Origin of the sequence: Streptomyces sp. NPDC088910 (genome assembly GCF_044749865.1) — a bacterium.
In the GTDB taxonomy this organism is placed as follows: Bacteria; Actinomycetota; Actinomycetes; order Streptomycetales; family Streptomycetaceae; genus Actinacidiphila.
In genome coordinates this window covers 27,099-48,339 of record NZ_JBIVIV010000004.1, presented here as the reverse complement: position 1 = coordinate 48,339, position 21,241 = coordinate 27,099, and the positions used below count along the sequence as shown (strand labels likewise).

Annotated in this window: 19 protein-coding genes; 6 read left to right on the top strand and 13 right to left on the bottom strand. The window is 71.7% G+C overall.

Annotated elements, in window-relative coordinates; translation table 11 throughout:
- The first annotated feature begins 121 nt into the window (after positions 1-121).
- The 4 genes from ACIP4Z_RS11290 (at position 122) to ACIP4Z_RS11275 (ending at position 3,593) form a co-directional block, all read left to right on the top strand.
- Positions 122-646 (top strand): hypothetical protein, encoded by a 525-nt coding sequence (locus ACIP4Z_RS11290; RefSeq protein ID WP_391048280.1) that lies wholly within the window; start codon positions 122-124, stop codon positions 644-646.
- 107 nt (positions 647-753) lie between these two features.
- Positions 754-1,860, top strand: a complete 1,107-nt coding sequence (locus ACIP4Z_RS11285; protein WP_401307274.1) for a histidine kinase — start codon at positions 754-756, stop codon at positions 1,858-1,860.
- The gene (locus tag ACIP4Z_RS11280; protein WP_355333091.1) at positions 1,857-2,522 is read left to right on the top strand and encodes a response regulator transcription factor; all 666 of its coding nucleotides are present in this window, start codon (positions 1,857-1,859) and stop codon (positions 2,520-2,522) included. The genes ACIP4Z_RS11285 and ACIP4Z_RS11280 overlap by 4 nt, the downstream gene beginning before the upstream one ends.
- A 66-nt stretch (positions 2,523-2,588) precedes the next feature.
- Complete coding sequence (locus tag ACIP4Z_RS11275; protein WP_401306691.1) at positions 2,589-3,593, top strand: YdcF family protein; 1,005 nt, start codon at positions 2,589-2,591, stop codon at positions 3,591-3,593.
- 48 nt (positions 3,594-3,641) lie between these two features.
- Here ACIP4Z_RS11275 and ACIP4Z_RS11270 read toward each other — a convergent pair whose 3' ends face one another.
- Entirely contained in the window at positions 3,642-4,082 is a 441-nt protein-coding gene (locus ACIP4Z_RS11270) for a type II toxin-antitoxin system PemK/MazF family toxin (protein WP_401306688.1), read from the bottom strand.
- Positions 4,083-4,195: 113 nt separating this feature from the next.
- Here ACIP4Z_RS11270 and ACIP4Z_RS11265 point away from each other — a divergent pair, with 113 nt between their 5' ends.
- Positions 4,196-4,372 carry a hypothetical protein gene (locus ACIP4Z_RS11265; RefSeq protein ID WP_355333097.1) on the top strand — a complete coding sequence of 59 codons (177 nt, stop codon included), beginning with the start codon at positions 4,196-4,198 and terminating at the stop codon, positions 4,370-4,372.
- A gap of 79 nt (positions 4,373-4,451) precedes the next feature.
- Here ACIP4Z_RS11265 and ACIP4Z_RS11260 read toward each other — a convergent pair whose 3' ends face one another.
- From ACIP4Z_RS11260 to ACIP4Z_RS11235, 6 genes are all read right to left on the bottom strand, one after another.
- On the bottom strand, positions 4,452-5,294 hold the full coding sequence (locus tag ACIP4Z_RS11260; protein WP_355333099.1) for a DUF1206 domain-containing protein: 843 nt from the start codon (positions 5,292-5,294) through the stop codon (positions 4,452-4,454).
- Between the two features lie 39 nt (positions 5,295-5,333).
- Positions 5,334-6,464 carry a YhjD/YihY/BrkB family envelope integrity protein gene (locus tag ACIP4Z_RS11255; protein ID WP_391048284.1) on the bottom strand — a complete coding sequence of 377 codons (1,131 nt, stop codon included), beginning with the start codon at positions 6,462-6,464 and terminating at the stop codon, positions 5,334-5,336.
- A gap of 152 nt (positions 6,465-6,616) precedes the next feature.
- Positions 6,617-7,222: a response regulator transcription factor gene (locus ACIP4Z_RS11250; protein WP_355333104.1), complete on the bottom strand. Its 606-nt coding sequence runs from the start codon at positions 7,220-7,222 to the stop codon at positions 6,617-6,619.
- A complete protein-coding gene (locus ACIP4Z_RS11245) occupies positions 7,219-8,577 on the bottom strand; it encodes a sensor histidine kinase (RefSeq protein WP_401306683.1) in 1,359 nt (452 codons plus the stop codon). The genes ACIP4Z_RS11250 and ACIP4Z_RS11245 overlap by 4 nt, the downstream gene beginning before the upstream one ends.
- Positions 8,578-8,753: 176 nt before the next feature.
- Positions 8,754-9,569 carry an ABC transporter permease gene (locus ACIP4Z_RS11240; RefSeq protein ID WP_401306680.1) on the bottom strand — a complete coding sequence of 272 codons (816 nt, stop codon included), beginning with the start codon at positions 9,567-9,569 and terminating at the stop codon, positions 8,754-8,756.
- Positions 9,566-10,594, bottom strand: a complete 1,029-nt coding sequence (locus ACIP4Z_RS11235; protein WP_401306677.1) for an ABC transporter ATP-binding protein — start codon at positions 10,592-10,594, stop codon at positions 9,566-9,568. The genes ACIP4Z_RS11240 and ACIP4Z_RS11235 overlap by 4 nt, the downstream gene beginning before the upstream one ends.
- Positions 10,595-10,749: 155 nt before the next feature.
- Between ACIP4Z_RS11235 and ACIP4Z_RS11230 the strand changes: the two genes are divergently transcribed.
- Positions 10,750-11,829 carry a phosphotransferase family protein gene (locus ACIP4Z_RS11230; RefSeq protein WP_401306674.1) on the top strand — a complete coding sequence of 360 codons (1,080 nt, stop codon included), beginning with the start codon at positions 10,750-10,752 and terminating at the stop codon, positions 11,827-11,829.
- Positions 11,830-11,959: 130 nt separating this feature from the next.
- On the opposite strand, the gene ACIP4Z_RS11225 is transcribed toward ACIP4Z_RS11230, so the two are convergent.
- The 6 genes from ACIP4Z_RS11225 to ACIP4Z_RS11200 form a co-directional block, all read right to left on the bottom strand.
- Positions 11,960-12,793, bottom strand: a complete 834-nt coding sequence (locus ACIP4Z_RS11225; RefSeq protein WP_401306671.1) for an SDR family NAD(P)-dependent oxidoreductase — start codon at positions 12,791-12,793, stop codon at positions 11,960-11,962.
- Between the two features lie 107 nt (positions 12,794-12,900).
- A complete protein-coding gene (locus ACIP4Z_RS11220; RefSeq protein ID WP_401306668.1) occupies positions 12,901-13,773 on the bottom strand; it encodes an NAD-dependent epimerase/dehydratase family protein in 873 nt (290 codons plus the stop codon).
- Entirely contained in the window at positions 13,767-17,909 is a 4,143-nt protein-coding gene (locus ACIP4Z_RS11215) for a hypothetical protein (RefSeq protein WP_401306665.1), read from the bottom strand. Before ACIP4Z_RS11215 ends, ACIP4Z_RS11220 begins: the two co-directional genes overlap by 7 nt.
- A complete protein-coding gene (locus ACIP4Z_RS11210; protein ID WP_391161104.1) occupies positions 17,906-18,865 on the bottom strand; it encodes an ABC transporter permease subunit in 960 nt (319 codons plus the stop codon). The genes ACIP4Z_RS11215 and ACIP4Z_RS11210 overlap by 4 nt, the downstream gene beginning before the upstream one ends.
- Positions 18,862-19,761 carry a sugar ABC transporter permease gene (locus tag ACIP4Z_RS11205; protein ID WP_355333125.1) on the bottom strand — a complete coding sequence of 300 codons (900 nt, stop codon included), beginning with the start codon at positions 19,759-19,761 and terminating at the stop codon, positions 18,862-18,864. Before ACIP4Z_RS11205 ends, ACIP4Z_RS11210 begins: the two co-directional genes overlap by 4 nt.
- A gap of 38 nt (positions 19,762-19,799) precedes the next feature.
- Positions 19,800-21,143: an ABC transporter substrate-binding protein gene (locus ACIP4Z_RS11200; RefSeq protein ID WP_401306661.1), complete on the bottom strand. Its 1,344-nt coding sequence runs from the start codon at positions 21,141-21,143 to the stop codon at positions 19,800-19,802.
- Positions 21,144-21,241 lie beyond the last annotated feature (98 nt).

Below are 21,241 nucleotides of genomic sequence, written 5' to 3'. Positions count from 1 at the left end.
TCTGCGGTGTCGGGCGCGCGGCGGCGCCGTGGGGGTGGAGGGCCGGGCGGGAGTCATCTCCACCCTTGGTTCCACCCATGGGTCCAGGTGCTTCGTGCCTGGTCGCAGCAGTCTTGGGGGCATGACATCGACCGAGTGGATCACCGACATCGCTCTTCTCCTCGTCGTCTTCCGGCAACTGCGGGAAGGCCGACTCGACCTCAAGACCTTCCTGATCCCGCTGGGCATCGTGGCCTTCGTCGCGAACTCGTACCTGGACACCATTCCCACCGCGGGCAACGACCTGGTGCTCATCGGGGTGCTGATGAGCGTGGGCGCCGCGCTCGGCGTCGCCGGCGGCATCTACACCCGCGTCCGGACCGTCGGCGAGCACGTCCTGATCAAGGCCGGCGCCGTGTCGGCGATCTTGTGGGTCGTCGGCATGGGGGCGCGGATGGGCTTCCAGTTGTGGACCGAGCACGCGGGCGGCGCCCACCAGGTCGCCCAATTCAGCGTCGCCCACCACATCACCAGCGATCAGGCGTGGGTCGCGGCGTTCGTACTGATGGCGCTCACCGAAGTCGTGACGCGGCTCGCCACCATCTTCATACGGAGCCGGATGCAGATGACGCCGCGCACCGTGCCCGTCCTCAGCCGTAGGGCCTGACCGTGCGTTATGTTCTCCCCGTGCCCGCGACAGACAGCCCCCCGCCTCCTGGGAAGACCGTGGCCCAGGAGGCGGGGGCGCGGCAGGTGCCGGGGCAGGACCCGTGGATGCAGTGGGCGATGACCCTCGGGGTCGTCGTGGCCGGAGTCCTGACGATCCGCCCCCTGGGCTTCAGCGGCCGGGGGCTGGTCGTCGCCGTCCTGCTCGTGATCAACTCGGCGGTGCTGCTGGCCCGGCGCCTGCCCGAGGACAGGATTCCCCAGGGCCTCGTGCTCCCGTGGCTGACGGTCGGCATCGCCGCGGCGGTCGCCCTGATCGGTGTCAGCCGCAGCGGTACGGGCTATCTCTTCGCCTTCTTCCTCGCCGGTCACATCGGATACCGGCTGGAGACCAGACCGGCTCTCGTCCTCGCCGGGATCTGCAGTCTGCTCTGCGGCGGGGTGCTGTACTTCCGTCTCGGTCCCGGGCACGACGAGCTGCCCTGGGTGCTCGGTCTGGCCACCGGCACTCCGGTGCTGGTGGGCATACTCAACCGCAGCCAGCGCCAGGCCGTACAGGCGGTGATCGCGGCGGCCGAGTCGGCGGAGCGCGCCGCGCGGGCCGAGGCGCGGACGGCCGCGCTGACCGAGCGCAGCCGGATCGCCCGGGACGTGCACGATGTGCTGGCGCACTCGCTGGCCGGGATCAACATGCAGTTGGAACTGGCCGACGCGCTGCTCGACACCGGGGACCTGGAGAAGGTCAGGGAGGCCAACGACAAGGCCCACGGTCTGGTGCGGGAGAGTCTCGAACAAGCGCAGTGGACGGTGCACGCGCTGCGCGAGGACTCGCTGCCGCTGCTGGAGAGCCTGACGGCGATGCTGGAGTCGTCGGGGCACCGCGATGTCCTCACCGTCACCGGGACCGCCCGTGAGGTCCCGGCCCGGGTGGTCCAGAATCTCCTGCGTATCGCCCAGGAGGCGCTGACCAACGCCGCCCGGCACGCTCCCGGCGGCGATGTCGGTGTGGAGCTGACGTACGCCGCCGCGTCGATCACGCTGGCGGTGCGCAACGGCCCCGCCACGCGCGAGGTGAACGCGGTGGTCGGCAGCGGCATGGGGCTGATCGGAATGCGCGAACGCGTCGCCCTGCTGGGCGGGACGGTGACGGCGGGGCCGGTCACGGCCGGTCCCGACCAGGGCGGCTGGAAGGTGGAAGCAGTGATTCCGGTATGACCGAACCGACCGAGAGGCCGCGGCGGCTGAGGGTGGTCGTCGCCGACGACCAGGCCGCCGTACGGGAACCGCTCGCCGCGGTGCTCGGGCTGTCCGAGGACATCGACGTCGTCGCGTCCGCCGCGGACGGGAGCCAGGTGCTGGCGGCTGTCGCCGCCGGGCCGGTGGACGTGGTGCTGATGGACCTGCGCATGCCGGTGATGGACGGGATCGAGGCGACCCGGCGGCTCGGCGAGGAGCACCCGGACGTGGCGGTGGTCGTACTGACCACCTTCGCCGACGACGACTCGATCCTCGGCGCGCTGAGCGCGGGCGCCCGCGGTTATCTGACGAAGAACGCGGGGCGCCAGGACATCATCCGGGCGATCCGTGCCGCCGCCGCGGGGCAGTCGGTGCTCGACCGCGAGGTGCAGAACCGGTTGCTCGCCTCCGTCAGGACCAAGGCCCCGATGGTGGGCCAGGCCCTGCCGGAGGACCTCACACCCCGCGAACGCGAAGTGCTCGCGCTGATCGGCCAGGGCCTGCCCAACCGCGGCATCGCCGAGAAGCTCTTCATCAGCGAGGCCACCGTCAAGACCCACATCAACAACCTCTTCGCCAAAGCCGCGATCCGGGACCGCGCCGACGCCGTCCGCCGCGCCATCGAAGCGGGCCTGACCTGACCCGGGCGGGGAACCGGGGCTGGTGGGGCGGCGGGTGGGGGGACGGGGGGCCACTAGCATGTGGGCATGTGGGCGTATGTACCGGCGGTGCTGTTCTTTCTGGGGTTCTGTGTCGGAGTGCTGCGGGAGCGGCGTCGGTTCAGCAATGCGATTCTGCTCGGGCTTTCACCCGTCTTCGCGCTGGGTGCGTGGCTGTTTGACATAGGCAGGGAACACCCGACGTTGGGCAATGATCTCGGGGTGGCGCTGCTGACGCTCATGGCGGTGGGCGTGGTCGCCATGTCGTGGTTTCTGATTTCCAACGGCGTCGCCATGGTGCGGAAAGAGGGCAGAAGTCCGGCCAATCTGCTGTCCCTGCTGGCCGGGTTCGCGCTGCTGGCGCTCATAGCGCTGTTGATCACCGCGGTGGTGATGCACACCCGCGCGCTGCTCGTGGTCGCGGGGACGGCCACCGTCCTCGCGGGGTATGTCGTCTTCCTCTTCCTCTGTTTCATCGTCTACGGGTCGCTCTACGGATGGTTGACCGTCCGCCGCAAGACCGACTACGTCGTGGTTCTCGGCTCGGGGCTCATCGGCGGCACCAAGGTGCCGCCCCTGCTGGCCAGCCGCCTCGACCGGGCCCGTACGGTGCACCGCAGGCTCTCGTCGCGCGGCAGGCGGCCGGTGCTGCTCACCTCCGGCGGACAGGGCCCGGACGAGAAGCTGCCGGAGTCGCACGCGATGGCCGACTACCTTGTGGCGCAGGGTTTTCCGGCGGATCTGATCGAACGCGAGGACCGGTCGACGACCACCGAGGAGAATCTGCGCTTCAGCAAGTCCATCATGGAGCGGAACAAGGCGGACTACCGCTGCGTCGTCGTCACGAACAATTACCATGTCCTGCGCGCCGCGGTGACCGCGCGGCGGCTGGGCGTCAGAGGACATGTCGTGGGGGCGCCGACCGCCGCGTATTTCTGGCCGAGTGCGACCATTCGCGAATTCGTCGCGATGCTCATGACGTATTGGCGCACCAATCTCACCATCTGCCTCCTCGTTTTCGCGGGAGGCTTCTTCATCTGGTGGCTGAGCTGACCGCCGGACGGGCCCCGCGTCCGCGACGGCCGCTCGCCGGGCGGCTCGTCACCGCAGATTCAGCCGCTTCATGACCTGAGGGTCGAGGGCGCCCGCGCGGCGCCGGAAGGCCGAGACGGGCACGCGCCGCAGCTCGTTGGTCTCCAGATAGCTCTGCCGGCCCCGGGCGTCGTCGACGGTGCCCGCGGGAAGCGGTACGACTCCGGGCAGCTCCTCGTGGTGCTGAGAGGTGATCTTGGCGACCCGCGCGGTCCCGCCGCGCACCGAGACGACCAGGCAGGGACGGTCCTTCGAGCCGGCCGTGTCCTCGTACGGCACGTCCGCCCACCACACCTCGCCCCTGCGCGGCGCGGCGCCGCCGCCGGACGCGCCGCCCGACCGCCGTACGGGGGCTTCTCCGCTACGCCGCACGCGTCCGGCCGCCACCACGGCGGCCACCACCGCCACGACGACCACGGCGCCCAGGACGACCCACATCGGCGTGCTCATCGGCTTCTCCTCTTCGTGTACGGGTGTGCGGACGAATGTACGGACGGCAGGACCGTGCGACACCTGCCCCGGTCGTGCGCCGCGACAGCGGTGAGTAGTGGCATGCTTGCGCTGTGGACACAGCGAAACTTGAACTGGCAGCGCACCGCTACGCCGAGGCCGAGGACGCCCTCCAGGCGGCGGCGATCGACCTCAAGGCCGAGAGCGCGGCGGTCCTCGCCAAGGGCGGCGACGAGCACGAGGTGGCGGACGCCGTCGGCCGCCCGCCCGAGGAGATCCGCGAGCTGTGAGCGCGCGCGACCTGTGAGCTGACGACGCCACGGGCGCGGACGCCCGGCGCACCCCGCCCGGTCCGCCTTCCGGCGCCGCTCAGACCTCGCGCCACCGCGCGTTGGCCCAGGAGAACAGCCCGAAGGCGATCAGGCCGACCGCGATGAGCACCAGCAGCCACGGGCCGACCGGCGTGTCGGCGAACGAGCGCAGCGTGTCGTCCATGCCCTTGGACTTGCCCGCCTGGTGCTTGACCGCCGCGGCCACGGCGAATCCGCCGGCCGTGGCGAACAGCACGCCTCGCGCGGTGCCGCCGAACATGCCGAGGAAGTCCACGGCTTGGCGCTGGCGCCGCGACATCTGGCCCATCTTCAGGTGCTTGTGGAACTTGCGCATGAGGGCACGGACCGCGATCCACACACCGACGCAGAAGACGGCGACACCGGCGACGGCGACGATCCACTGGCCGCCCGGCCAGTCGAGGACCTTGGCCGTCACGTCGTCGGTCCTCTTGTCGGTCGACCCGCTGCCGCTGCTCTTCTCACCGGCCGCGTAGGCGAGCACGGAGTACGAGACGAAGGCGTAGAAGACGCAGCGGCCCGCGGCCATCGCGCGCTTGGTGGGCTTGTCGCCGTCGGGTCCCGCCTGTCCGAAGGCCGCTTCCGACAGCCGCCACAGGGCCATTCCGGCCAGGGCTATGCCCAGCAGCCACAACAGGACGTCCCCGAACGGCTTGTGCGCGATCTCGGCGAGCGCGCCGCCGCGGTCGGCCTGTTGGCCTCCGGCGTCGGAGAAGGCGATGCGCACCGCCAGTGCGCCCACCAGGATGTAGATCACCCCTCGGGCCGCGAACCCCGCGCGGCCCGCGACGGCGACCGCCTTGCTGTCGGCCGCGCGTCTGGCGTTGTGACGGCCCGTCGATGCTGCTGCTTGCGTCTTCACACAGGCCGACTTCCCCGATCGGCGGAGTTGAGGCACCCGCTATGGAACGACGTCCTTCGCGTCCCCCGAACCGTCCTGCGCGGGAAGCCCGACGCCGGGCGGCGGCGTACCGGTTGCCGTATCCGTCGCCGTACCGGTGGGCGAGGGCACGGTCGGCGGGTCGAACCTCACCTCGACGTGCTGGAAGCCCTTGAAGACCTCCGTGGCGGCGTACGAGGTGTACACCTCACGGTCCGCGCGGCTGAGCACCACATTGTCGGTGAACGGGGTGAGCAGGCTGCGCGGCCAGAGCCGCCGGGCCCGTACCGCCGCCACCTCCGCGGTGAGGACGAAGATCAGCGCGCCCAGGTAGATCCACGTGATCAGGCCGAGGACGATCCCGAACAGCCCGTACGTGGCGGTCGCCCCGCGCAGCTCGTGCCGGACGTAGTACGTGCCCGCCCACTGCACGAACTGCCAGGCCAGCGCGGCGGCCAGCGCCGTACCCGCCGAGGAGCGCAGCCGTACGGTGCCGACCGTGAAGTAGCGGTACGCGAAAAGGAGCAGGCCGGTGTTGACGGCCGTGGACAGTACGGTCGCCGCGATCCGCAGCAGGACGACGGGGTGGACGCCGAACGCGCGGGCGTCCGACGCGAGCGAGGTCAGCGCGGTGGTGGCGGCCAGGCCCACGCCGAAGACCCCTACCACCAGCAGGCTGCGCAGCCGGGAGCGCAGCGGGTTCGGCCGGTCGTGGCGCGGCACGGCCCAGATCTTCAGCAGGGTGTTCTGCGCGGCCTGGGCGACACCGAGCGCGCCGTACAGGCCGCCGATCACACCGGTGACGACCGCGAGCGTGTTGCCGTGGAACGACCGGATGTTCTCGCCGATCTGATCGCCGATCACCGGGAACTGGTGCAGGGCCGAGTCGACGACCTGCTTCTGGAAGTGCGCGTCGTTGTGCAGCAGGAAGCCGAGCACCGACACCAGGAGCAGCAGCACGGGGAAGACCGACAGGAAGGCGTAGTAGGCGATCAGCGCCGTGAGGTAGCCGCCCTGGTCCTCGCCGAATTTGTACACCACCGCCAGCGGCAGCCCGATCCAGGTGTGCTCGCGCTGATAGGCGTCGAATCTTCGGACCATGCCCACGATCGCCACCACTTCGTCGTCGTCGGGCCTGCCGCCGCACGTCACGCGGCTTGGTCCCTGTCACGGCGGTTTCCCCGTGAGCGCCGGTACAGACCATGGGTCAGGAGGCGGGCCGTGGAGGTGACCTTCGTCTTCTGCGGGTGACCGGTCCCTGACCTCCTGCGGCCCCCGCCCGCGGTTTCCGGTGCGCTGTGCGGTCACAGCCAGCCGCGCTCGCGGGCGAGGCGCGCCGCGACATGGCGATTCTCTGCGCCGACCTTGGTGGCGGCGGACGACAGGTGGTTGCGTACGGTGCCGACCGAGAGCATCGCGCGGGCGGCGATGTCGGCGACGGGCGCCCCCTCCTCGGCCATGGCGAGCAGTTCCGCCTCGCGGGGCGTCAGCGGGGAGTCGCCCGCGGTGATGGCGTCGGCGGCCAGCTCCTGGTCGACGTAGCGTCCGCCGTCGTGCACGGTACGGATGATGCGGGCGAGCTGCTGCGCGGAGACGGTCTTGGGTACGAAGCCGCGCACGCCCGCGCTCAGCGCGCGCTTGAGGGCCCCGGCCCCGGCGTGGCTGGTCACGATCATCGTCGCGCAGTCGGGGAGTTCGGCGCGCAGGTGTTCCGCGACGCTGATTCCGTCGCCGCGCGGCATCTGGAGGTCGAGGACGGCGACGTCCGGCCGGTGGGCCCGTGCCATGGCGAGGGCCTCGTCGCCGGAGCCCGCCTCGGCGGCGACGAGGATGTCGTCCTCCAGGGCGAGCAGCGAGGCGAGCGCTCCGCGGATGAGGTGCTCGTCGTCGGCGAGCAGGACCCTGATCATGGTGTTTCCTCCCACGGGATGGTCACGGTCAGGCGGAAGACGCCGGCGGAGCGTTCGCTGGTCGTGAGTGTGCCCTGAAGCTGCGTCAGACGCTCTTCGAGTCCGGCGAGACCGCTTCCGCCGGGTGTGGTCCCGTCCGCGGAGGCCGCGTCCGCCGTGCGGCTGCCCACCGTGGTGGCGGGCCCGTGGCCGCCTCCCGCGCTCCCCGCGCGGTGGCCGCGCCCGCCCCGGTGGTCGCTGCCGTCGTTCTCCACGACCAGCGTGACAGCGCCCTCGCCGGTGTCGCGCAGGGACACCTCGCAGCGGGTGGCGTGCTGGGCGTGGCGCAGCACATTGGTGACGGCCTCGCGGATCACCCAGCCGAGCGCGGTCTGGATGTCGTCCGGGAGGCGGGCGGCGGGACCGTCGCTGATTCGGCAGGGAATCCCGGCGGCCTTCAGGACCTCGCGGGCCCCCGCGAGTTCGGTGTGCAGGTCCGCGGTGCGGTATCCGCGCACGACGGAGCGGATCTCGCGCTGGCTGTCCTGCGCGATGCGCTGCACCTCGTACATCAGGTCAACGGCCTCGGGGCTGCCGCGTTCCGCGAGCTTCGCCGCCAGTTCGCTCTTCAGCGCCACCACGGCGAGGTTGCGTCCGAGGATGTCGTGCAGGTCGCGGCCGAAGCGCAGGCGTTCCTCGGCCACGGCCAGGCGGGCCTGGGTCCCGCGGGCCGCGGCCAGCTCCTCGATCAGGAGCACGCTCCAGCCGGAGGCCCGCAGGGCGAGGGCCATGAACGGGACGAGGAACAGGGTCCCGCCGACGACCACCGCCAGCGACTCCCCGCGCAGTCCGGTCGCGAAGACGGCGACCAGCGAGCCCAGCGTGACGGCCGAGACCAGGGCCGTACCCGCCCGCAGAGACAGCGCCAGCATGGGCGGGCCCGCGTAGAACATCATCAGCCACAGCACGTACGGCGCGAGGTCCTTCCCCTCGACGCGGTCCTTCGCCTGCAACACGCAGCCGACCGCGACGGCGGCGACCGTGACGGCGGTGTAGAGGGCGGCCAGCAGGTACGGCCGGGGCGCCAGGCCGATGTAGGCGCGGAGTCCGGCGCGGGAGAGCAGCGCCTGGACGACGACGTGGGCAGCGCCCAGGACCGCGACCGCGATCCAGAGCGGGCCCACGTCGTTCGTGACGACCCACAGCGTCCACAGGCCCGCCTCGAACAGGGCGAAGCAGGAGAGGGAGTTCAGGGTGTAGCGACGGTAGCGGTCCGTGCCGTGCCGGTGGCCGAGCCACTCCACCCAGCTCTGCACGCTCGCCAGCCCGGCCGTTCCCGTGGGTCCCGTCGTGGTCCCTGTGGTTCCCGCAGTCACCGTCGCCCCTTCGTCCCTACGTCCTTCGAGTCCTTTGAGTCCTTCGGTCCTTCGAATCCTTGAGTCCTACGAGTCCTACGAGTCCTACGAGTCCGGCACCGTGCGCGCCCGGCCTTCTCGTCGGCCGCGCGGACGCCCAGCGCCGAGGCTCGGCGCTCAATGCCGACGCCCAGCGCTCAGTGCCGAGGCTCCCAACGGAACCACTTCCGTACGCCGAGCACGGCCACGCCGATCCACACCAGGGCCGTGAGAGTGAGCCGGAGCTGGTCCGTCCCGTCCGCATTCCCCGTCCAGCCGCCGCGCAACAGGTCCATGACCGGGGTGAACGGCAGGAACGCACCGATGCGCGCCACCGTGTCCGGCAGGGTGTCGCGGGGCAGGAACATCCCGGAACCGGCCATGCTCACCAGCATGAACGGCAGAAAGGTCAGTTGGGCGCTCTCAGCCGTCTGGGTGAAGGCGGCGGTGAGCGCGGCGCCCACGACCAGCAGCACGATACCGAGGAGCAGGCCGAGGACCAGCAGGTGAGGTGCCTCGGGGGCGGGCATGTCGAGCAGGACGGCGAGTCCGACGCCGAGCAGCAGGGACTGCACGACCGCCATCAGGACCGCGGGCAGCGCGCCGCCGGTCAGGATCTCGGCGTCGCGGACCTCTCCCGAGCGGAGCCGCTTGAGGACAAGGCCCTCGCGGCGGGTGACGTACACGCCGACCATGTTGGTGTAGATCGCGAAGAACAGCGCCATGCCGAGGGCGCCCGGCACCAGCACGGTGGCGACGGACAGGCCGGTGCCGCCCAGGTCCAGGCTCTTCACGGCGCTGCGCATCGACACGGCGATGACACCGGGCAGGACGAGGGCCGTCATGAGGGCGGCCTTGCTGCGGACCAGCAGGATCAGTTCGGCGCGGCCGAGCGCGGCCAGGCGTTCGGTGCTCTTACGGGACCGGCGCGCGGTGTCCGTGGGCGCGGTGGTCGTCGTGGTCGCGGAGGTCATCGCGTCGTCTCCTGGTGGTCGTCGGCCCGGTGGGTGGCCCGGTGGTCGGCTCGGCGGTCGGATCGCTGCTCTGTGCGGTCGCCGCCACGGTGCTCGTCCGGATGCTCGTCCCGGTGGTCGAGCTCTTTGGCGATGTCCATGAACGCCTCTTCCAGTGACGCGGAACGGACGTCCAGGCCGGTCAGTTCGACGCCCTGGTCACGGGCCCAGCACAGCAGCTCGGTGGTGGTGTGCTGGAGGTCGCGGGTCTCCAGGCGCATCTTCTGCCCGGTGACCTCGTGTGCGGTGACGCCGATCGACCGCAGCGGCGGCAGGTCGGCGGGGAAGCGGCCCCAGGGCAGTTCGAAGGTGATCCGCGCGGGCCGCTCGGCGACCACGTCCGCGACGCGTCCGGTGCTGGCGATCCGGCCCGCGTGCATGATGGCCAACCGGTCCGCCAACTGCTCCGCCTCTTCGAGGTAGTGCGTGGTGAGCAGCACCGTGGTGCCCTGCCGCTTCAGCTCTCCGATCAGCTCCCAGGTGTCGTGCCGGGACTGGGCGTCGAGACCGGTGGTGGGCTCGTCGAGGAAGAGCACCTCCGGGCGTCCGAGCAGCGCGAGCGTGAGGTCGAGGCGGCGCCGCTCGCCGCCGGAGAGCTGCTTGACCCGGACCCCGCGCCGCTGCTCCAGCCGCGTCAGCTCCAGGGCCTCCGCCACGGGCCGGGCACCGCTGGTGCAGCCCGCCCACATGTCGACGGTCTCCGCGACGGTCAGCTCGGTGGGAAAGCCGCCCTCCTGGAGCATCACTCCGATGCGGGGCCGCACCGCGGCACGCTCGCGGTAGGGGTCGGCGCCCAGCACCCGTACGGTTCCCGCGCTGGCGGGCGCCTGCCCCTCCAGGATCTCCAGCGTCGAGGTCTTGCCCGCGCCGTTCGTCCCCAGCAGAGCGAACAGCTCGCCCCGCCCCACGCTGATGTCGACGCCGCGTACGGCCTCGAAGCCGCTGTAGCTCCGCCGCAAGCCGGTGGTTTCGATGACTGTGTCCATGTCTCAAGGCTGTCCGCCCGTCGGCGCTTCGGGCCGTGTGGTCTGTCATGACTGTTCATGACGAATGTCATGGGCGGGGACCGCCCCGGACCGGGCGGGGCCGCCGCGCCGTAAATCGCTCCGGGTGTCGTCCCCGCCCGTGCGAGGATGCCGCCATGCGGTCACGGCTGCCCCTCGGGGAGAAGTTGCGGGACGAGTTGGGGACGCCCCGGCGGGGCCGCCGGCTGGGGAGCAGTCCGCGCTCGCGGGTGTGGCGGGCCGAGCTGGCCGGAACTCCCGTGGTGGTCAAGCAACTTGTCGACGCGCCCGAGGCCGACGAGAGGTACGCCCGCGAGGTGGCCGCGCTGCGGCTCGCGGGCCGGGTCGATCCGCCGGTCGTGCCGACGCTGCTGGGCACCGACGCGCGGGAGCGGGTGCTGGTGCTGGAGTACGTGGAGCACCGGCCGCCGCGCGAGGAGTGGATCGTCGACTACGCCGGGGCACTGGCCCGGCTCCACGCGGCGACCAGCGGCGATGCGGACGTCGGGGACGACGGCGACGACGGCGACGACGGCGACGGCAGCGTCGGCTCGGACGTACTCCCCGCCTGGTCGGGCCCGGCGCACACGGACGTCGACTCCTTCCTCGCCCTCGCCCAGGCCCTCGGCGTCGCCGTACCGCCCGCCGTACGCGGCGAGTTGGACGACCTCGTGGACCGTACGTCACGGGCGCGGGGCCGCGCTCTGCTGCACGGCGACCCGTGCCCCGGCAACGACATGCACACCGACGACGGCGTCAGATTCATCGACTTCGAGCAGGCCGCGTTGGGCGACGGAATCGTCGAACTCGCCTATCTGCGCGTCGGTTTCCCGACCTGCTGGTGCGTCACCGCCCCCGCTCCCCCGCTGCTGGAAGCGGCGGAGGCCGCGTACCGCGACGCCTGGCGCCGGGCGACCGGCACGGATGTCCCGGGTGATCTCACCGACGCCTGCGCCGGTTGGCTGCTGCGCGGTGACGCGCTGGTGCAGCGGGCCGAGCGCGGGACCACCGACCGCCTGGCCCTGATTCCCCACCAGGACTGGGAGTGGGGCACGGTGACGGCCCGTCAGCGATTGGTCCACCGGCTCGGCGTCGTCGGCCGCGTGACCGCCCAAGAGGGCCGCCTGCCGGCTCTCGGCCGTCTGGCCCCCGCGATGCGCGAAGCGATGCTCACCCGCTGGCCCGCCCTTCAACCGCCGCCCGCCCGCAGGCCGTAGAGCAACGGCTCGCGCTCCGCCGGGACGCCGACGGGCCCGCCCGGCGCCGGTCGCTGCGCACGGCGACCGACTTCGCCGTGCCGACGAGGGCCCCCGCTCCCTCGTCGCCGCTATCGGTCCGGCCGTGGGGTCAGGCTGTCGCGGAGGGCTCCGGGGCGTCCTGGGGGAGGGTGACGGCCAGGGCCGCGAGGACGCCGCCGTCGACCGGGATGTCCGTGCCGGTGACGAATCCGGCGCGGGTGCCGGCCAGGAAGGCGATCACCTCGGCGACCTCGCGGGGCTGGGCTATGCGCCCTATCGGGTGGCTGCGGCCCCACTCCCCGAGCAGTCGCCGCACCCCTTCGTCGCTGCCGTCGCTGAACCGTGCCGCCGAGTGGCGCAGCATCGGGGTGTCGACGGAGCCGGGGCAGACGGCGTTGACCCGTACCCCGAAGGGGGCCTCGTCCACGGCCATCGACCGGACCAGCGCGTTCAGCGCGCCCTTCGCCGCCGCGTAGGCGGCCACGTTGGACTGCGCGGCGCGCGACTGCACGGACGAGACCACGACGACGGAGCCGCCGGAGGCGCTGCGCCGCAGGTGGGGCAGGGCGGCGCGGGCGGTCAGGAACACTCCCTTGACGTTGACGGCGAACACCTCGTCCCAGGTCTTCTCGTCGGTGTCGGCGACCGTTCCGTAGCGCTGGATGCCCGCGGACGTCACCAGCACGTCGAGGCCGCCGTACTCGCTCACGGTCCGCGCGACCGCCTCGGCGACCGCGTCGGGGTCCGAGACGTCCGCGACGACGGGCAGTGCCCGGCCGCCCGCCTCCGCGATGGCCGCGGCCGTCTTCTCCGTGTCGTCGGCGTCCACACCGCAGACGGCGACAGCGGCGCCCGACGCGGCCAGCAGTTCCGCGGCGGCGCGGCCGATACCGCTCGATCCGCCCGTGACCAGCGCGACGCGACCGGCGTGTTCCTCACTCATACGTTCCCTCTCCAGTCCCACGGTGTTCGCCAACCGGAGCGCCTGCGCGGCCGGATGACCGAAAACTGTTGCCGTCCGAGCTTGCTGCCGACGGCAGGCCCTTGTCGTCAGCCCAGCGGCATAGTGCAGAAATTGGCGCCGACGCGGAAGTTGCGGTCGGCCGCCGGGTCGAAGTCCGCGGGACCGAAGGACCCGCACTCCAGGAGCGCGGCCAGGTGGTCCTCGGCGTCGTCCCGCGGGCGGTAGCCGATGGCCTCCCCTTCCGCGAGGGACCACCACCGGCGGGTGTTGCGGGAGATGCCCCACAGCATCCGGAATCCGGCGGGCTCCGCGCGCAGACACGCCTCCACCAGCCGGGCCGCGTCGTCCGGCGACAGCCAGGCGGCCAGGTCCTCAGGAGCGAGCGGGCGCGGCCGGAAGGCGCCGATCCGCAGGCAGGTGACGTCGATGCCGAAGCGGCTCCGGTAGAGCGCGCCGAGCGCCTCCACCGCGGCCTTCCCCGCGCCGTAGAACGTGTCGGGGCGCGGTGCGATGTCCGCGGGCAGTTCGGCGCGCTCAGGGGCGGGGGCCCCTGCGGCAGCGCCCGCCTCCCGTACGGGTACGGCGTCGTCCCGCGTACGGAATCCCGCCGCGTGGATGCTGGAGGCGAGCACCACCCGCGGCACGCCCTGGCGGCACACGGCCTCCAGTACCCGCTGCGTGCCGTCGATGTTGATCTCCCGGATGCGCTCCCAGGGCGCCTCCCCGGCCAGTCCCCCGAGGTGGAGCACGGCGTCGACACCCTGGCAGGCGGCGTCGATCGCGTCCGGGTCGGTGAACGAGGCGCGTACGGTCTCCACGGCCTCGCCCGACGCCGGCGGCTCGATCTCGGCGATGTCCAGGAGCCGGAGCGTGCGTCCCGGCCGCGCCATGCGCGGGCGCAGCGCCCGGCCGACGCGGCCCGCGGCCCCGGTGATCAGGATGCGCTGCGCCGTCACCATGTCCGCTCCAACGGTTCCATATCGTGCGGGAGTCGGGCGGGCGGGCGCTGTTCGTCGTAGGGCCGCGGGGTCGCGCAGGCGGGGGCGTACGGCGGCTGGTTGTAGGCGTGGTGACGGCGGAAGGCGACGTCGACCGGCGGATTCCAGTGCCGCCAGCTGCCGGGGTCGGTGTCGACGGGGGGCGACATGGGGCCGGTACCGTTTCCGTTCTCGGCGGCCACCGCGTACTCCAGGACGGGCGCCTGCCCCGGCTTCCCGCCGCCGCGAGCACCGTCCGACCCGCGCGGATCGCCGGTCGCCGGTACGACACCGGGCACACGGTCGACGTACGCGAAGGCCGTGCCCGCGAAGACCTCGCGGAAGCCGGCCTCGCCCTTGCGCCGCCGGTACAGCCGGTACCGTCCGGCGCCCAGCACCTCGCCCCAACTGACGCTCACCGCGCCGTCGTTGAGCCTGACCTTCAGGCCGTCCGGCGGCTCCGGCGCCCGGCCGGACGCGTAGACGGGGTAGTCGGCGCCGGGAGGGCCCTGCCGGTCGGTGTTCCGCGCGGCGACCCTGACGTGGTACTTCACGCCGTCGGACAGTCCGCTCAGGAGTCCGGGGCTGTCGGCGGCGGCGACGGCCGGTGCCCAGGTCAGACCGCCGTCCGTGCTGAGTTCGAGCAGGTAGGAGTCGGCCGCGGCGACGGCGGTGAAGTGCACGACGGCGCCGCCGGGGACGGTCTCGGTACGGATCACCCGCGGCGGCGCCGGTTCCGGGCGGCGCGCGGTCAACTCCCATGCGTGGCGGCCCCGTGGGAGCGCCAGCCGCACGGTGTCGTGCGTCCGGCCGAGCGGGCGCAGCGGTGCGCCGTCCACGGAGAAATCCGCCGCGGCGTCGAGCCCGGCAGGCAGGCGCAGGGTGATCCCGGTGTCCGTCTGCGCGTCGTACGTGCCGCGCAGCTCCGTGGGGCGGAGGTAGCCGAGGCTGATGCCCAGGTCGCGGTCCTCGGTGGTCAGCAGGATGTCCGCCGTGCCGATGGCGCTGCCGTGAAAGAGCGTCAGTTCGCGGCGTCCGCTGTCGAAGAGCCGGATCGTGCCCGCCGTCCCCGTGAACCGCAGCCCGTCCTCGGCGAATTCGACGGCGGCCGGTTCGCAGGGCCTCGCGGACTGGTGCCGGAAGACGAGGTCGAGGCTGTGCGGGGTGCGGATCCTGGTGCCCCAGGGCGTGTCGGCGGCGGGGTCGACCACGAGGTCGTCGCGGTGGCTGACGACCGCGAGCGTGTTGCCGTTTGCCCCGTCGGCGCGGCCTTCGAGGCGTACGCCGTGCGTGACGTCGGTGGCGAAGGCGCCTCCGAGCGCGCCGGCCTCCCGCACCGCGCCGCCCCGGCCCGCCGCGCCGCCTTCTCCCACCGTGCCGTCCTCGCGCACCCCGCGCACGAGGTGGATGAACGGCATCCGCTCGGGCAGGTGGGGGTAGCTGTTGGCGTCGTGCCCGGTGGCCTCGGTGAGCACCGACCAGGTCCACACGATGCGCTGGTTGGGCGCGAAGGAGTCGTAGGTGACCAGGTAGTCGGTGCCGACGAGCAGCACGCTGCGGCCGAGGTACAGGTCGCCGACCGGGCCGTCGGGATCGGGGACGATCTCCGCGTACTGCGCGCCGCCGAGGTCGTACATCGGCCGGTCGAGGGTGTGGCAGCCGATGCCGCGGAAGGCGCCGTCCTTCCAGACCGCGCAGGAGGTCGCGAAGGTCGCGTCGGGCACGCGGCGGTCCCCGGCGTCCTCGGGGCCGTGGCCGCTGTAGGAGGCGCCCGCCGCGTAGTAGTAGAGGTGGCCGCTCCCGTTGTCGTCGGCGATGCCCCAGCGGTAGTTGGGGCCGCGGTCCACCTGCTGGAGGAAGACGGCGACCTCGCCCGGCCGGTCGACGTCGGCGCGCAGGGTGATCCCGTATCCGGTGTATTTGGCGCTGCGCAGGCGGGGGTTGGTGCCGGGGTTGCCCTCGGTGCGCACGGTGACGCGCCAGGGGTCGGGTGCGTCGTGCGGGCTGTCCAGGCGTCGGGCGGCGGGGTCGCTGCCCCACAGCAGGTGTTCGGCGACCAGCGGGCGGTAGCGGTGCAGGGTCTCGCCGAGCAGCCGCATCTCGATGGGAGGGCGGCGCGGCCAGTAGGCGTGCGCTCCCTGCGCGGGGTGCAGCCGACGCAGCTCGCCGGTGCCGGTGACGTCGACCGGCGCGGTCAGCGCGTTGACCAACCAGTCGCCGAGGGCGGCGAGTTCGGGGGTGACGGCCCGGTTGCGGCCGTCGGCCTCCCGGGCCAGGTGGTTGCCCTGGCCGAGGGGCCGCAGATACGCCCACACGTACGTGGCCAGGCTCTCGGTCCACCGGCCGGGCCGTGCGCGGCGGGAGGGCAGCGCCGGGCGGGTGTGGAACACACCGGTCAGCTCGGCGAACCGCTCGAACTGGTCCAGCCACTCCCCCGCCGCCTCGTGCTCGGGGAAGAGCCAGGCCAGGCAGGCCAGCGCCGCCTTGCCGTCGGCCATGAAGTTCGGGTGCCCGCCCGCCATCCGCAGCAGCGGACCGATCTCCTCGCCCGCCGAGACGTATCCGGTCAGCAGGAGCAGGGCGTCCACGCGTTCGCGCTCGGCGCCGTCGAGCTGTCCGGCGAACCGGTCGTAGCCGTCCAGCAGCCGGTCGTAGAGCGGGCGTTGGCCGATGTTGAGGTAGCCCGCGACATCGTTGACCCCGTGGGCGATCAGCCGGGGTCCCTCGGGGCCGGTCAGCAGGGCGTCGGCGAATTCCCGCGCGCTGCCGAACTCCCCTTCCCCGCACAGCGGTTCCGGCCGCTTGCCGGTGTAGGTGAGCGTCCAGTCCTTGACCCGGTCGAGGCTGAGCGTGCCCTGCCAGTGCTGGAGATGGCGTACGTACGTGGACTGGTAGGCCGTCGACCGCTGCGCGCGCAGCACCTCCAGGTCGCGCTCGTGGTCGTAGAAGGCGATACCGGTACTGCGGGTGCCGGTGCGCAGCGGCCAGGTCCAGCGCAGGACGCCGTCGTGGCGGAAGTGGACGCGGAGGGTGTCCGCCGACGCCCAGGAGGAGTACGTACGGTCGTCCCACCGGGCGTGGTCGCGGACGAACACGCCCATGGCGTCGCGCTGTTCCGCGTCCCAGAAGGCGGCGTGCGGCCGGATGTCCCACGCGAAGCTCGGGGCGTAGGGGCCGACGGTGAAGGCCATGTCGGTCTCGGGGTGCTCCCTGCCGCCCGGCCCGGAGAAGGACGGGTCCTCGCCGCAGTCGCCGACGACGACGGACTCGTCGATGCCGAGCCAGTGGTACAGCTCGGGCGAACCGGGGTCGGCGTGGTCGGCGGCGGACTGCGAGAACGGCCAGGCGGAGGAGAACCGGTGGGTGGGCGTGCAGCCCTCCCAGTGCAGCTCCCAGGCCATGGCCGTCGTCGCCGTCGCCGTCGCAGTAGTGGTGGTCGCCCTTTCGTCCAACGACACCATCTCCTCGGACAGTTCGAGGAAGTCGCAGTCCCGCAGCACCCGGACGGTCGCGGTGTAGCGGGCGCCGCCGGTGAAGACGTACGTGAGGACGTGGGTCGCGAACAGCGGTCCGGCCTCGGTCAGTTGCACGTCGAGGTGGTCCAGCCGCCCGTCGCCGCAGCGCAGTACGGACCTGCCGACCCAGCCGTGCCCGCGGTCGAGCTGCCGGACCGGCCCTGGTATGTCCCCGGCGGCGAACCGGCCGGCGGACGGCAGCCGGACCCGCAGGGCTCCGCCGTCGACCACGATGCCGTCGCCGTCCTCGGTGACCTCGACCGGCCCCGTGCCCCGTGCCGGCGGCAGCGTCTCGTCCGCGCGCAGGGTGAACTCATGGCGGGCACCGGGCGCGAGGTCGGCGAAGAAGCAGACGGTGGCCGACGTCAGGAACGCGTCGTCGCCCTCCGAGTCCGTGGTCGTCTCGGCGAGTTGGAAGGGCACCGGCGCGCCGGACGCGTCGAGCAGCCGCAGTCGCCCGGCGCGTATCGAGGGCGTCGCCCACCGCACCGGGTAGTGCAGCAGGGTCCGGGGCCAGGCGAAGTCGGGGTGGTCGAGGGGGTCGCTGAGCGCGAACCTCACCTCGTCCCCGTCCGCCGGCCAGTACGTGACGGCGGCCGTCACGATCCCCCTCCCACTTCGGCGCCTCCGGCGCCCGACGAGCCGGGCGCGACACCCTGCGTGCCGAACGCCGCGCCGCCCGCGACGCCTTCGACGAGGTAGCGCTGGAGCAGGATGAACAGCAGCATGATGGGCGCCGCGACGATGAAGGTGCCCGCGGCGATCAGCGGCCAGTTCTGCGAGTACTCGCCGAAGAACGAGTACAGCCCCCGGGTGACCGGCCACAGCGCGGAGTCCGACAGCATCACCAGCGGCAGGATCAGGTTGTTCCAGGCGTGCACGAAGCCGAAGATCGCGAACGTGGCCAGGGCCGGTTTCATCTGCGGAATGATGATGGTGAAGATGAACCGGATATAGCCGCAGCCGTCGAGCGCCGCCGCCTCGTCGATCTCGCGCGGGATGCCCTTGATGTAGCCGACGAAGAAGAAGAACCCGGCGCCGGACAGGCTGGTCAGGATCAGGTAGCCGGCCATGCTGTTGTACAGGCCCAGCGTCCTGGCCTCGATGAACAGCGGGATCAGGCCGCCGGGCAGGAAGCCGGAGAAGATGAAGAAGGTGTACAGCCCGTTGGAGTATTTGAAGTAGCCGCGGGAGATGGGGAAGGCCAGGAAGACGCCGAGGATCAGCGTGACGACGTCGGGGATGACCGCGTAGACAAGGCTGTTGATCATCTGCCGTCCGAAGTGCCCCTGGTTCCAGGCCGCCGAGAAGCTCTCGGTGGTCCACGGATGCGGCATCCCGGTGGGGTTCTGGAGGAATCCGGTGTACGTCTTGAACGCCTGGAGCAGGACGTAGACCAGCGGCAGGGCGAACAGACCGGCCGCGATGGCGAAGCACAGCAGGTTCAGCCCCGCCGCCTTGGTCGTCCTGGCGGACATCAGCCGCTGGAGCCGGGTGGGGGCCGCGGGGGTCCTCGGCGCTGACGACGGCGACGCGCCGGCCGCCCGGGCGGTCGTCACAGCGAGACCTCCCGCCTGCGCAGGCCGTACAGCAGGACGCCGCCGATCGCGACGGTCAGCACGAACTGGATCATCGCCAGCATCGAGCCGTAGCCGAGTTGGCTGTCACTGCCGAACGCGGACTGGAACATGTACAACCCCAGGGTCTTGGTGCCGAAGTTGCCCGCGGTGAGCACCATGATCAGCGCGTACTCGCCCAGCGTGGCCATGGCGGTGAGGAAGACGTTCACGGTGGTGGCCGGGGCCAGTAGCGGCCACGTCACATGCCGGAACACCCGGAACCGCCCCGCGCCGTCCATCGCCGCGGCCTCGTACACCGAGCGCGGGATGTTCCGCAGTCCCGCGATGTAGATGAGCATCGAGTAGCCGGAGAACATCCAGACGTTCACCATCATCACCAGCCACAGCGCCAGTGAACTCGACCCGAGGAAGGCGGAGTCGACGCCGAACAGGCCGTGCACGACCTTCTCCACCGGCCCCGAGTACGGGTCGAGCATGAGGGAGAAGACCGCGCCGACCACGGTGACGGAGAAGATCTGCGGCATGAAGATCAGCGCGCGGTAGAAGGTCAGGGAGCGGCCCGGCCGGTTGAGCAGCAGGGCCAGTCCGAGCCCGATCGCGTTCTGGAGCACGGTCACGCCGATGACATAGATCAGCGTGACCCGTACGGCGCTCCACAGTTGGGTGGACAGCGACGTGAACGCCGCGTCGTAGTTGCACAGTCCGCAGAAGTTGAGCGGCGTGCCCGGGAGCCCGGAGTACCTGGTGAAGGAGTATCCGATGGTGGCCAGGGACGGGTAGAGCCCGAACAGCAGCCAGCCCGCTCCCGGAATCGCGATGCTGGCCCAGGGAATGAACCGCCGCGTCCGTTGGGTTCCGAAGGGACAGCGTGCCACGCCGCGCCTCCTTTCTCATGGTGCCTGGGAGGCGGTGGTCAGTTGCCGACCGACTTGCGGTACGCGCTCGCCGAGCGGCTGAGGATCGTGTCGGCGCTGTCGCCGCCGATCGGCGTCATCTTGGAGAAGTCGGGACCGCCCGCGTCCACGGGCGCGCCCGCGGGCACCCACGGGTTGCTGAGCTGCTGGAAGGCGTCGTCCATGTGGGCGTTCTGCCAGTCCATCCACGGCAGTCCGGTGTTCTTCAGCGCGGGCTGGGTGGAGATGGAGCCGGTCTTGGTCAGCCACTCCTTGTAGTTCTCCGGGTCGGAGAACATCGTCAGCCACTCCATGGCCAGGTCCTTGTGCTTGGCGGTCGTCGGGACCATCCAGGTCAGGTCGGGCTTGAGCATGAGGCGGTTGGCCGCCGGGGTGTCGGTGCCGGGCATGGTGAAGAACCCGAGGTTGAGCGTGGGGTTGGCCTTCTGGATGAGCGCGCCGTCCCACGAACCGTCCAGCAGGAACGGGTAGTCGTCGGACTTCGCGGCCCAGACGCCGGGCGCGGTGAGCTGGGCGACACCGGCCGCGTTGGGCTCGATGTACTTCATGACCTTCTCGTAGCGGCCTGCCGCGTCCTTGTAGACCTGGTCGGTCCAGGACTGCGTGCCCTTCCAGAACGCGTCGGCCCGCTCGCTCGACACCTTGACCGAGTCCGAGGCCGGGCGGCCCTGCATGAGGGTCTGGTTCACCGAGCCCTGCCACACCCCGCCCTGCATGTTGTCCTTCGCGGCCACGAAGATCGGGGTCTTGCCCGCCTTCTTCAGCGTCTCGCAGTCGTCGAGGAACTCCTGGAAGGTGGTGGGCACACCCATGTGGTACTTGTCGAGAAGATCCTTCTTGTACCAGATCGACCCGGCGGCGGCGTACTGCGCGGCCATGACGCCGTAGACCTTCCCGTTGCGCCCGACCGCGGCGGCCTGGGCCGTCGCGTCGTAGTTCTTCATGAACGGCTGCGCCGACAGGTCGGTCATCTGCCCGGCGTCGATCAGCGCGGCGGCGCCCGCGGGCTTGAGGCTGGTGTAGCTGGGCGCGAAGCCCGCCTGGGTGGGCGCGGAAAGGGCCAGTACGTCAACGGACTTGGACTGGAGCAGGCTGTTCCAGAGCTGCTGCCAGGCGCCGTTGTTGTTCGGCGCCTGCTGGAGCTTGACCTTCACGCCCGGATGGGCCTTCTCGAACTTGGCGTTGAGGTCCTGCGTGAACTCGATCGCGCCCGGGTTGGTCCACTCGGCGACGGTCAGGGTGGTCGTGGCGCCGCCGCCGGACGAGGAGGAGCCGCAGCCGGTGAGCGCGGCCGACACGCAGGCGGTCGCCGCCAGCAGCGTGACGAAGGTACGGGGTCGCATGAGGGTGGGGCTCCTTCGTTTCGAGTTCGGTTCGAGTGCGATGCGGGGGCGGTGCGGGGTCGGTTCGAGTGCGGTGCGGGATCGGTGCCGGGCGGGCG